The sequence below is a fragment of the Ruegeria atlantica genome (genome assembly GCF_001458195.1).
Taxonomy (GTDB): Bacteria; Pseudomonadota; Alphaproteobacteria; order Rhodobacterales; family Rhodobacteraceae; genus Ruegeria; species Ruegeria atlantica.
In genome coordinates, this window is record NZ_CYPU01000064.1 from 1 (window position 1) to 11,125 (window position 11,125).

The window sequence follows — 11,125 nt, forward strand, 5'->3', positions numbered from 1 at the left end:
GGTTTTGTCGACCGAGCAGCGTCTTGGAACCTTGGAGCAACGGGCGGGGGCACCCACGCGGGTGATCGCTGCCTCCATTCGATCCGTCGCTTTCCTTCAGGGGGCTTATGGGCTGCGCCACGTGGAAAGCGGTAAGATTTTGCGGCACGTGCTGGGGCCGAACGGAGAAAACCTGAAAACCCCGTTTGGCCAGCCTTGGATCGAACCGGACGGGACCGGCGAACCTGCGGAATTTCAGTTCACCGGAACCGGGTTTTTGATTAAAGGGGGCTCATTGATGGTCACCAACCGTCATGTTGCGTTGCCGTGGACATCATGCTGCGTTTCAGGCGTATGCGAAGTTTGCAGAAATTCGCCTCCGTCCATTCCTCCGTTTACAACCACTTCAACCAGGAAAGATCGCTAGCCAGTCGAGTCACCTTCAAGCTGACCCGCACCGCCGCTCTTAGCGAGTGGCGTCAGCTTTGTTCCGGATAGGTTCGCGGTTTCCGCAGCAAACTGAGACTGGTTCGAATTAGTCTGACAGCACCCTTCAGCGACGTTGATGGCTAGTAGCGACGAAGTGAAACACCAAGTAGTTGTGTTTCTCCGAGGCCAAAACGAGGTACACGCTCGGAACTCTTCAGTCGGATCGCAAAAGTCCGTACCTGAATGTCCAAAACCTTCCATTTGCTCCGTCACACTTCACGAACCCGGATGCGCAATATTGTCAATTTTGCCGCTATGTTTTTCCTGTGCAATTGCACCTGCCATGGTCCGTACAGTTGCTCCACGCAGTGGACCTGATGCGCAAAGTGACCAAAGATCGCGATCCCTGCAAAAACGGTTCTGTGCCTTGATTGTACGTGAGGTCATCATCCCATCGATCCGACCTTGATAATACCCGAAAGCGCGAAGTTCTTTCTGTAACACGCGGACCCACGCATTCTTGTTGATCCAAAAGGCCGTGCTTGCTGCCTTAGCGTAGCTTTCTGGTTGAGTGTCTTCAAGAATATCTTCGACTTCCAACCAGAATTGAGTGGGATGTATTTCTGCAGCAAGCTTAATCAGTTCTGGCGACAACACCCGATCAGAAATGCCTGGAACTTCCGCGAGCATTGCACGTGTTTGAATAGCCTCTTCGCTTCTATCAGGCTGCGAAGACAGATAGACCAGTGCAACTGCGGCGTACTTCGCGTCACCCCCAAGGCCTGCACGCACAACTTGCTCTATGGCTGTATCGGGCGCCGGTCCTCTTAAACGTTTCCAGTTTATGCGCACCACTAAATCGCGCGCCGCGTTTTGATCACCGCTCTCCGCCATACGCTCCAAGATCGCTCGTCCTTGTTTGACGTCGGAAGCAGCGCCCAACTTTCGATCAATGTGTGCCGTTGCCAAAAGCCGTTCTGCGCCGGGTTGGTTGTCGCGGGCGCCAGCCCGGAGGAGCTCCAATGCAACGTCACCCCGTCCCATCTCCATTTCAACTCGTGCCAGAGATGCAGTGGACCAAGGGTGACCAGCATCGACGGCGCTCGCATACCATTGACGCGCTGCTTTTAGATCTTTTTGCGAGCCGATCCCATTTCGGAAATAGTATCCGACCCGATCTATTGCCGGAACGTACCCACTTTCTGCCAATGACGTCATTGCGGCATGCACCGCAACTGGATCGGCCTGCTCCTGCTTGATAAGAGCCTTGAATTGTAAGCGTTGTTCCTGTGCAGCGCCCACACTTGCCAAAGTCAAAGCTAAGGTAGCGGCCAAAGCTATTTGTCTCATTTTACGCTCCTCTACTGAGTCTCGTGGTTGGTGTCGGCCAATCTTCTGTGGCAGAGAATGAAATGACATTATCATGCTACGCGTATGGGCTTGTCGGGAACGATGTCGCGTCGGATCGCGAGCTCAAGGTTTTCGGCGCGGATATCGATCAAAATGCTAAGCATGGATTCGAGTGTGAAATAGGCCCGCAAGACCCGAAAGATCAGGTATTCTGGTAGCGCAAGGATGCCGCGCGGCACACCGTTTAGCAGCGAAGCAACCACTGCCACGATCGCAGGCGCACCTGTGGTTACGGCCACGATGGATTGCCATACGATAGGGGTATTTTCGTTAAACGCGACGCCCCACTCTAAGGTCCCAAAAATTATCAGAGGGACAAGCATCGCGCGGCGTGCGGAGTTTACCAGCATGTAGGGCAGGATAACCTTCCCCCTCAACGTCACGTTTGGTCCATAGATCAGGTCCCGACAGCGCGACGAGATGTGATAGATTGAGCGGAACCAGCGCATGCGTTGCTCACGCATATGGCTGTAGGATGACGGTACTTCAGAGATGTAGCGGATTTTGGGATCAACAACCGAGTGGAAGCCCAACTCACCAATACGGAGCGAGATGTCGGTGTCTTCACCATTCATCCCTTCAACAAAACCGCCCAGTTGGCGTGGGTGTTGCGTGCGGTAGACAACGAACATGCCCGGGATACCAACAACTCCGTTCACTGCCCCCATGGCAACTGAATAAAAGCCGTGCTTCACAAGAACTTCCAACAGGCGAGCCCGGTCAAAAAGGGCTCCACCTGGTGGTACAGGCACGCCGCCTACAACACCTACGGAGGGATCAGTGAAGTATGGCATTGCTCGGGAAAAGTTATCTTCGCCCACAAGAGTGTCGGCATCGACACGCACAAGAAACTCGGTCTCGCAGGCATCAAGACCTGCGTTGAGAGCGTTAGACTTGCCGGGCTTCGGAACATTGATCACGCGCCCCTTTGCGGCCTTGCATGACAAGAGTGTCTCGCGCGCGATTTCTTCTGTGTCGTCGGTCGAATTGTTGTTCATGATTAGAACGTTAACTTCGCCACCATAGTGCTGTGCGGCGCGATCCATCGCGTTGATCGTGTCTTTTATGATGTAAGACTCATTATGCGCGGGCACGATGACCGAGACGGGTGGATTAAACTTGGGTTTCTTGGCGGTCGCCACATCGTAGATAGCAAGCACATAAAGCTGCCCAAAAAGCACGGGCAGGAACAGAAATACGCCCGGACCAATGCCACCCAATAGCGTCAGACTGCGCATCACTTCGACCAGATGCAGACCCAAACCGCCAACCCACATCGCGACTCCTGCCGCGATGGCAATTGTGACACCAAGGCGCAACAAGGCACGCATCTGACTAACCGGAATATGTTGGACACGTATGCGGGCCGGCATGAAACCACGCTCCAGCAGTTTGAACGAATATACCGCAAAGCCGAACAAACCAGACGCAATGGCACTGAAATGCAGGGAGAAGGATGACCCGAGGATGTCTTCTGCCATGACATTTGCCAGATCGAATACCGCGCAGCCTGCCAGAAAGGTCAGTACCAGATCCAGGCCAAACATCGATCGCCCACGGAAATCGCCGGAGCTGAATGCAGCAAAAGCAACAAAGAACGAGATCAGGAAGATGCGGATCGCAATGGCGTGCCGCCCCGAATGGGTCGAAAACACATAGTCACGGTTTGGAAATACCTGTGCGACAAAATCAGTGTTCACGAACCAAAGTTGTGTTGTGGCAAGCAGCGCAAACACCGCCAGCATCTTGGGTGCCTGCCATTCTGAAACCGATCCGGCAAAACGTTTGGGTGCGCTGTCGACCGAGACAAAGTTGATCTGTTCGCGCTTGTCATCAAGGTCACTCATCCTTTTGCCTCCGGTAATACCGGGGCGGCGGGCGTCACCAGCAGTGCAAGGCCGACATGCGACATTGGTTCGTTCGGCAACAGTTTTTTAATGGACAAGCCTTGGGTGGCACTGACTTGCGTGACTAACCAGGTGGCGCCAGCATGAGGTAAAAGCGGGGCAGGGTGACCTGGGCCCAGGACATGGATGTGAACCGTTCTTCCAGCCGGTTTGAGTTCAACGCCAGCCGGTATCACTAGGTCCAACATGCGGCTTGCCGCGGCAGCGTCCGGCGCGGTTAGTTCTGAAGTCATGGCAATGTTGACCGGCCCAACACTATCCAAGGCGTTGTGTAGTTCGGACATTGCGTTGGCAAAGGGCATCTCACTAATGATCAAACGGGAATGTGGTAGTAACTCCGCCACCAGTTCAGGGCCCTGATCACACACGCCGTCTTTCGGAGCGGTCGTTGTCGCCAATACTTCGAGCGTATTTGTGGCGACCTGAATATCAACCGGGAGGTCAATTAACGTTTGGTACTCGGCTTTAGACCCTTTGGTATGCTCTTGAAAAACAAGTCGGTTGTTCAGCGTTACGGTGAGCGACCAATTCTGACCATGCATGAGGTGCCCAAGCTGCATGCGCAGGTCCAACTGGCTGGGTATGTACTGTCCGCTGCGCCCTCCCAAATCGAAACGCTCACGCCATACAGCTTGTCTGTAAAAGCGGCGCAAACCGCCATTCGTTCCTTTTTGCGCCAACGCGCCCACCGTTTGCCCATGTACATCGGTTTCAGGAAAGGCTGGAAGTACCGCGCGTAGCTCGAGAGTATTTAAGGCTGGTTCTTGTGAGGACGGAGCAAACACGGTTGCAAGGCCCCGTCGCTGGAATTGGGTTGCCAACACCAAGCGGCGAAGCTGTTCGTCCTTTTTTAGCCAGTCGGGCCAAGCAACACGCACGACATTACCCCAGGCATGCACCTGATCACGTACACTGTGCAGTTGCCGATCCAACGTCAAAAAAACGGCACTGGTCGATTCAATCTCAACAACGGCTTCGAAACCGTCCTGCGAACCACACTGGATTTGAGGGCCAGTGCCCTGCAGCGAGAAAGAAACGACCAGTTGGTTCCCTGCAAAGTCCGTCTGTGAAAGAGGAATTTGCAGGGAACGTCCCACCTCGCCTGAACGCAGCAGCATCTCGCCTCGACGGGTATTGTTGATTGAGATGCGCAGCACCCCTTCAACCCCATCCAGAACCTGAGACGTTGCATCAATTTGGAGGTATCCAGACGTCGGGCGTGCATCCACTGGCATCATGAATGCGACGCTTTGGTAGGCGGGAAAACCGGACAAAATGACCGGATGGTCCGGATCGGCGCGCAAAACCACGGCTTCGTACACATCATGCGCTTCGGAGGGTGTGCGGTGCTCGAACACCAATTGCGGGCCGGACGTTACTTCATGGAGGTAGCGTTGTCCTTGTTCCAGAATGTTCATTGTCGATAGCAGGAGGGCTATGCCTGCCAAGAGAAATCCCATGAGCCCAATGCCAATCATGCGCATGTTTTTCACTGTAATTTTATGGTTAAAAAAACCAACTGCGTTAGGCCCACCTCCAAGCAGGCCCAACGCGAGCGGTGCGAAGTTCTTAGGCCACCTTGCGTGGCTTTGGAGAGACGATGCCTGGACGTTGCTTGTGGGTCCAGGTGGATACACAAGGGATCATCTTGTGAATGCACCGGTCCGCGTATTTTGCGGCAATCTTCTGTGTTTCTTCGATCAAACCTTCAGCCAGCGTGATCGGCTTCAGGCCTAGAGAGAGAAAAGTTTTGTTCGAAACTCGCAGATCGTTTTCAGCAGCTTCGTTGCGTGGGTTGTCCACGTTGGCGATCTGAGCGCCGGAAACATCAGCAACCAGCTTGGCTAGCTCGCGCACGGTATGCGTTTCGGTCATTTGGTTCAGGATCGCAACTTTGCCGTCCTTTTCAGGCGGATTTTCAACGGCCAGGGCAAGGCACTTCACCGTGTCCTGAATGTGGATGAACGCCCGTGTCTGGCCACCTGTGCCGTGTACCGTTAGAGGGTGGCCAACAACGGCCTGCATCAAAAAGCGGTTCAATACGGTACCGTAATCTCCGTCATAGTCGAAGCGATTTATCAGGCGCTCGTTTAGTTTAGTCTCGTCCGTTTGAGTTCCCCAAACGATGCCTTGGTGCAGGTCAGTAATGCGCAACCGGTCGTTTTTTGCGTAGAACTGGAACAGCAGTTGATCCATGGATTTGGTCAGATGGTACACGCTGCCGGGGTTGGTCGGGTACAAGATATCACGCTTCGTGATCTGCTTATCGTCACCAGGGACATAGACCGGCAAGTAGCCTTCAGGAATTTCCAACCCGTCATCATCGTATCCATAGACGCCCATGGTGCCGAGGTGGACAAAGTGTGGGTCCAAACCCAGAGCGACCGATGCCGCCAGTAGGTTGTGAGTGCCCGAAATGTTGTTGTCGACGGTGTAGCGTTTCTCACCGACACCCTTCATCGAATATGGTGCGGCGCGTTGCTCGCCAAAGTGCACAATGGTGTCTGGTTTGATCGTGTCCAGCAAAGTGGTGACGGCGTCAAAATCCTGTGCAATGTCGATGTTTTCAAATGCAATGGTATTGCCTGAATGCTCTTTCCATGCGGCCAGTCGATCATCCGTGGAGGCAATCGGCGTCAGGCTGTCAGAGCCCAACGCCGCATCAATTTCACGGCGCGACATGTTGTCGACGATAGTAATGTTATGACCCAGCTTTGATAAGTGGAGCGCCGTTGGCCAGCCACAGAATCCGTCGCCACCGACCACTATGATTTTTTTTGAATCTTTCATTTTGATGTTCCTCTGCACGGGCCCCTCCAGGCGACCCTGTTCAAGATGAACTCAGGTGTAGATTCCCGGAGCGAAACGTGCCGGGGTGCGAGAGTATAGATTGGGGGGATTAAGGCTGGGGCAGCTATCCCAACGGGTAGGGCGGATAGGCCTATGGGGTGTTAGCGTGGCGGCTGATGGCCCCATCAAATACCGATTTGGATGTTACTGCCTCGTCGTCAAGTCTATCGGCCCACGTCTGAAGTGCCCTGAGTTTTCTATCGCGCGCGTTGTTTTCCAGCTCTTCCAAAGCATCGCGCAGTTCTATCTGCCCCAGAAGAGATGCGGCGCCTTTGGCTCTATGGGCTGCTTCAGCGATAGCCAGCATATCGGGCGGGTCGCCCGCCGCACGCAGGTCCGCCGTAAATTCAGCCATCTCTGCCAGAAATTCTTCCGCGATGTTTGCGACCTTAGCGTTGCCTAACAAGTCGATCATCTCAGAAAGCGCTTCGGGAAAGTGTGCCGTATCCGGTTTGGACAAGTGCTTGGAGGTCACTTCCGCAACAATATTTTGCAGAGCCTCTAGCCTGATGGGCTTGGTGTGAAAGCGATCCATGCCCGCAGCTACAGATCTTTCACGGTATTCTTCGCGCCCATGGGCTGTTAATCCGATAATATGTGTCCCGGCGTTTATCCCGTTACTGCGGCGTAAGCGTTCGGTCGCTTCAATCCCGTCCATGACTGGCATGCTGATGTCCATCAAGATGATATCGAACACCTCGTCCTTGGCCTTTTGCAGGCAATCTTCGCCGTTAACAGCCTCGCGTACAGTGTGTCCCATCGTCGTTAGCATGTCGCACAGGACACTGCGGTTGATGCTGTTATCTTCGACAATAAGGATATTGCATGAGGGCGCTTGCTTGGCGTTTTGGGCCAGATTGTCACTGTCGTCTCGCGTCTTAGGTTCCGTGCGTCTCAAAGGCAAAGTTAAGATGAACACCGATCCCGCACCTTCGACACTTTTTAGGGACACATCCCCGCCCATCGCCCGAGCGATGCGACGAGAGATGGACAAACCCAACCCATCCCCACGAGCCTGACGACCTTCGCTATTCGCGAGGGCAATAAAATCCTCAAACACCTGTTCGTGCTGCTCGGGGGGAATTCCGATGCCGGTATCGATCACTTCAAAACGAAGTGAAGAGGTTTCAGGGCCATGAATGCCGCTGACGCGTAAAGTGACTTCTCCATCTTCAGTGAACTTAATTGCGTTTCCGATCAAATTGGTAAGTACCTGGCGAATTCTCCCGGAATCACCGTGATATGGCCCTTGCACTGCTGGGTTTATGTCGAGTTTCACAGCCAAATTTTTCTCATTGGCGAGTGGTTCAAACAATTCGAGCAACGCTTGCATTAGCTCTGTTAGATCAAAGACTTCGGAGTTCAGTTGAAGATTGCCCGTTTCAATACGAGTGATATCGAGTGCTTCGTTCACATGTTCCAGCAAAACCTCGCTGGAAGATGTTGCAATGCGGGAGTAGCGAGCCTGTTGGTCGTTTAGGGGGGTAGTCTTAAGCAGATCAAGCACACCCAGGATACCGTTCAGGGGGGTGCGCATTTCGTGGCTCATCACTGTCATGAATTGTGACTTGGCCTTGTCCGTCCTCTCGGCTCGGTCGCGGGCATCAATCAGCTTCTGCTCGTTGATCTTACGCTCGCTGATGTCACGGATGTAGGCAATGAACTTGGTGTCATCACCATCATGAGTGGTTGTAACGTTTAGTTCGACTGGGAACTCTTCGCCACTTTTGCGCAAAGCGGCAAGCTCGACACGGCCGGCATCAACGACACGTGGCGCGCCCGTTTCTAGGTAACGCTTCATGCCATTGTGGTGCGCATCGCGCATACGCTGAGGGATGAAGGTGTCCTCCATCGTCAACCCAACAATTTCGTCTCGGGTCCAACCAAAAACGCGCTCGGCCGAAGCGTTGAATTCGATAATACGTCCGGAGCTATCTGAAGTTACAATCGCATCTAGTGATGCAGCGACGGTCGATGCAAGTTGCTTTGACGATGCAGATAGAGCCGCGTCCCTGCGAACGGAGCGCTGCAAAAGTCGATCCATGAAGAGTAACAAGAGTGCCATAAGGATCAGTAAACCGACTGCAATTCCCCCGGCTCGAGACAACTGGCCGGCCAATTCAGCGCGCCGGTCCTCGGAACGCTCGGCAACTATCCGAACGCCCAGCAATGCGAGCTCTCGAACAACAGGGCGAACGTCACGAACCAAGCGGTTCAGCTCAAGTAGATCAGTTTCGTCCAGTGGCTCGGACGAATCCAAAATTGCAACGGCATCGTCTCCAAAGGCCTCGATTTTCTCAATCAATTCAGCGGCTTCACTACTGTCACCGTAAATTTCGCGGGCCCGTCCAGAATTGACAACGTTCAAACGACTTAAGGCAATATCTGCACGCAACTGTAATTGGTCAGAGAAGCCTGTCTGTGCAGCAATTTGCTCGGTTAGAACGGCGTCGAGGTTCGCAAACTCGATGTCGAGCTGCGAAATGCTCCACTGTATGTTATCTTCATCAGCGATCGACAAGTCGCGTACCTGTGTTAACAGGTTCGAGACCATTGTTGCGAACAAGATGATCAACAGGCAGATGCCTGCCAATACCAAGAGACGGTATCGGTTCAACTCGGACTTCAATTACAACCTCCTGTTTGAGGTCACCGTAAGCACACTCAGCGTGTTAATCTACGACTTTCAAATGCTTAAGCTGCCAGATGCTGAACGTGTAAATCGTTTCAGTCCGGTATTTGGGATCCTGGTCGTATGGGAAAACAACCCAATAAGGTCCCTTGTCCCTAACAGACATCGTCTCGCCATCCATGCGAGTGGCGATGATCGGAGCGTCGTTTTCAAGTTCCGCCAGCGGCATCGTGACCTTGTAGTCGTTTAAGGCCACCATCTCGATACTGGTGCCGTCTGTGTTCAATTCGGTAAGCAGGGCTTTTAACGGCACCCCCGAGAACGTAACTTCATCATCTGTCCAGATCGTTGAGGTACTGAATGTCACCTGGTCCATTGCGTCAAGATCTTGAAGGCTGAATTCGTTGGTCGCAGCGTTAGAGCCTGTTGTTGTTGTTGTTTCCAATGTCATCTCTGCCCGAGCTGTAGCCGGAGTGATAAAACTCAGCAATAGCATGAACAGCACGACGTAAATCCGCGGGTAGTGTATTTGTGCCATTGAATAGACTCCGGGTCAGGTAAACGGGGTTATAACTATTGATCCCCCACGGTCATCAGAGCATTGGCATAGGCATCTATACCAAAGTATAGTTCTGTCATGATTTGGCCTGATTTTTTGGTTGTGAATGCGTTCAGCGTAAGGACACTGTGGACATGCCTAATATCCTCTTAGCTGACGACCATGATCTGGTCCGCGACACAATCGCGGCCTATCTAGAAACCGTAGACGACTTCAAAGTTCAAACCGCTGCCAATTTGGAAGAAGCGTTGGAATTGATGCACGGTCTGGATTCCATCGATCTGCTGATCCTCGACTATCACATGCCGGGAATGGACGGTTTGAATGGCCTTAGTCGCGCACGTCAGGCCTTTCCTGCGACTAAGGTTGCACTGATGTCAGGTGTCGCCAACCGGGAGGTTGCCAACAAGGCAATGGAGAACGGTGCAAACGGGTTTGTTCCCAAGTCATTGAAAGCCGTGTCGCTGGTCAACGCCATCAAGTTTGTACTGTCAGGCGAACGGTATTTTCCCTTTGATTTCGGACAGGCAGATGAGCCAGTGGAGTCATCTGGCGTTTTTGCCACCCTGTCCGGCCGGGAGATGCAGACGCTGGAACAGCTCTGCATCGGCCTCTCCAACAAGGAAATTGCCCGAAATCTAGGAATCCAAGAGGTTACGGTAAAGCTGCATGTAAAAAACGTGCTGGCAAAACTGGGCGTTTCCAATCGAACGCAAGCCGCGCTACTGGCGAAAGAGAAGCAGTTGTTCTAAACGGCGGAACAAACGTCACAACAGGCTTTATCGTTTCTGTTTCAAACCCTCGTTTAGTCGCTTGGCAAAATCCTCATCCTGCCAGAAGGCACTGTCAGACAAAACCGGCTTGAGGTGGGCAGGGCGTCGATCTCGCGTCCGAACATGAAAAAGAAATCCCCGTTTCAATACTGCAAGACCAGCCCGGAGATCATCCGCCTGGCTGTGATGTTGTATGTTCGGTTCCCGCTATCGCTTCGAAATGTGGAAGATTTGCTGCACGAACGCGGAGTTGTTGTGAGCCATGAAGCCGTTCGATACTGGTGGCATCGGTTCGGCCCGATGTTCGCATCCGAAATAAGAAAGCGACGCATCACGGGCATGAAGTCTAGGCTCAGGACTCATAACCAGAAAATTACGGTTGCGGCGAGAGCGATGGCCGAAAGGAACACCTTGGGGCATCTGTCATAGCGGGTTGCCACGCGCCTCCAATCTTTCAAGCGGCCAAACATGATCTCGATACGATTGCGGCGTTTGTATCGGCTTTTGTCATATTTGACGGCCTTGCCGCGTGACTTTCGCCCGGGGATGCAAGGCGTTATTCCCATATCTACAAGGGCTTCACGGA

The 11,125-nt window shown here is 53.1% G+C and carries 8 protein-coding genes and 2 pseudogenes; 3 read left to right on the top strand and 7 right to left on the bottom strand.

The genetic code is table 11. The features are described from left to right. Nucleotides 1-315 precede the first annotated feature (315 nt). A pseudogene (locus RUA4292_RS25370) lies at nucleotides 316-477 on the top strand (IS6 family transposase); the annotation flags it as partial. 207 nt (nucleotides 478-684) lie between these two features. On the opposite strand, the gene RUA4292_RS16510 reads toward RUA4292_RS25370, so the two are convergent. The 6 genes from RUA4292_RS16510 to RUA4292_RS16535 form a co-directional block, all read right to left on the bottom strand. After that, a complete protein-coding gene (locus RUA4292_RS16510) occupies nucleotides 685-1,758 on the bottom strand; it encodes a hypothetical protein (protein WP_145974997.1) in 1,074 nt (357 codons plus the stop codon). 71 nt (nucleotides 1,759-1,829) lie between these two features. Continuing rightward, nucleotides 1,830-3,665, bottom strand: a complete 1,836-nt coding sequence (locus tag RUA4292_RS16515; RefSeq protein WP_058278597.1) for a glycosyltransferase family 2 protein — start codon at nucleotides 3,663-3,665, stop codon at nucleotides 1,830-1,832. After that, nucleotides 3,662-5,209 carry a cellulose biosynthesis cyclic di-GMP-binding regulatory protein BcsB gene (locus RUA4292_RS16520; protein ID WP_058278598.1) on the bottom strand — a complete coding sequence of 516 codons (1,548 nt, stop codon included), beginning with the start codon at nucleotides 5,207-5,209 and terminating at the stop codon, nucleotides 3,662-3,664. Before RUA4292_RS16520 ends, RUA4292_RS16515 begins: the two co-directional genes overlap by 4 nt. Nucleotides 5,210-5,294: 85 nt before the next feature. Beyond that, complete coding sequence (locus RUA4292_RS16525) at nucleotides 5,295-6,515, bottom strand: NAD-dependent epimerase/dehydratase family protein (RefSeq protein WP_058278599.1); 1,221 nt, start codon at nucleotides 6,513-6,515, stop codon at nucleotides 5,295-5,297. Between the two features lie 151 nt (nucleotides 6,516-6,666). Then, complete coding sequence (locus RUA4292_RS16530) at nucleotides 6,667-9,204, bottom strand: hybrid sensor histidine kinase/response regulator (RefSeq protein ID WP_145974998.1); 2,538 nt, start codon at nucleotides 9,202-9,204, stop codon at nucleotides 6,667-6,669. Between the two features lie 43 nt (nucleotides 9,205-9,247). Further along, a complete protein-coding gene (locus tag RUA4292_RS16535; RefSeq protein WP_145974999.1) occupies nucleotides 9,248-9,745 on the bottom strand; it encodes a putative pterin-binding protein in 498 nt (165 codons plus the stop codon). 155 nt (nucleotides 9,746-9,900) lie between these two features. Between RUA4292_RS16535 and RUA4292_RS16540 the strand changes: the two genes are divergently transcribed. Both RUA4292_RS16540 and RUA4292_RS25655 read left to right on the top strand, forming a co-directional pair. Continuing rightward, nucleotides 9,901-10,518: a response regulator gene (locus tag RUA4292_RS16540; RefSeq protein WP_058278602.1), complete on the top strand. Its 618-nt coding sequence runs from the start codon at nucleotides 9,901-9,903 to the stop codon at nucleotides 10,516-10,518. A gap of 144 nt (nucleotides 10,519-10,662) precedes the next feature. Next, nucleotides 10,663-10,801 (top strand): annotated as a pseudogene (locus tag RUA4292_RS25655) (IS6 family transposase); the annotation flags it as partial. A gap of 97 nt (nucleotides 10,802-10,898) precedes the next feature. Here RUA4292_RS25655 and RUA4292_RS24175 read toward each other — a convergent pair. Further along, nucleotides 10,899-11,125, bottom strand: a 227-nt coding sequence (locus RUA4292_RS24175) for a transposase (protein ID WP_145975000.1), incomplete at its 5' end; no start/stop codon positions are given.